General features: G+C 72.8%; 1 protein-coding gene and 1 pseudogene. Both read right to left on the bottom strand.

The window, feature by feature from the left end; all coding sequences use genetic code 11:
• Window positions 1-259, bottom strand: a pseudogene (locus V7E46_RS33625) (right-handed parallel beta-helix repeat-containing protein); the annotation flags it as partial.
• Window positions 260-634: 375 nt separating this feature from the next.
• A partial coding sequence (locus tag V7E46_RS33620) for a cellulose binding domain-containing protein (protein ID WP_333771940.1) occupies window positions 635-971 on the bottom strand: 337 nt, incomplete at its 5' end.

Below are 971 nucleotides of genomic sequence, written 5' to 3'. Positions count from 1 at the left end.
CCGCGGGGGCGGGCTGGGCGCCCTGGCCGGCCGGGGCGGTGAGCGTGACCAGGCCGGCGCCCGCGCCCTTCAGGGTCACGTTCCTGGTGATCTGCACGCTCTCCCGGTACGTGCCCGGCATCACGAGAACGGTGTCGCCGTCGGCGGCCGCGTCGACCGCCGCCTGGATCGACTGTCCCTCGTGCACCAGCCGCACGCCCCACTCCGCGTGCGCCGCGGGAGCCATGACGGCTCCCGTTCCGAGCGCCGCGACCGTCATGACTCCTGCGATATACCTGCTGTGCCGTACGGGCATCGCCCTGACCTGCCTTTCTCGACCCGGCAGAGCCACAGAGCGCTGCGACAGGTCCCAGTCCGCTGCTTCGGATTGCACTCGCCAACGCCCCTTCGGCAGGGGGGCGGTGCCCGCGCGATTCGAAGCTATGGGCGCTCTGGGCCGCTCGCCATTTCTGCTCCGTCATCCGTGAACGCCGGCGTCGGCGGCACGGCTCCGGGCGCGCGAACGCACGCCGGACGGCCGTCCCGTACGCAGCGCCGGGGCGGCCGTCCGGCAGTGCCCATCGTGACGGTCACGGACGGTGATCGCGCTGGGCGCGCCGAAGAGACGGCACCGTTCACACTCTTCCGCGGATCCTCACCCCGATGCCGTACAGGTCGGGGTGCCGAGGTTCTGGTTCGCGCCGCTGAGCGTCATGCCCCAGGACGTACTGGCCGAAGGGGCGAGCGTGCCGTTGTAGGCGACGTTGCGCAGCGTGGTGGCCGGCGCCGACGGGTCGACGGCCGCGTTCCAGATGTTGCTGATCTGCACGCCCGACGGCAGCGTCAGCCCGACGGCCCAGCCGCTGGTCTGCCGGGTGCCGGTGTTGAGCACCGTGACATCGGCCTGGAAGCCGCCCGACCAGGAGCTGGTGATGTGGACGGCCGCGGTGCAGCCGCCCGACGCCGGCGGGGTGGTGGGGGGCGTCGTGGGG

The organism is Streptomyces sp. IBSBF 2435 (genome assembly GCF_036815005.1).
Classification (GTDB): Bacteria; Actinomycetota; Actinomycetes; order Streptomycetales; family Streptomycetaceae; genus Actinacidiphila.
The sequence above is the reverse complement of the archived record's forward strand: the minus strand, read 5'-3'. Positions and strand labels throughout refer to the sequence as shown.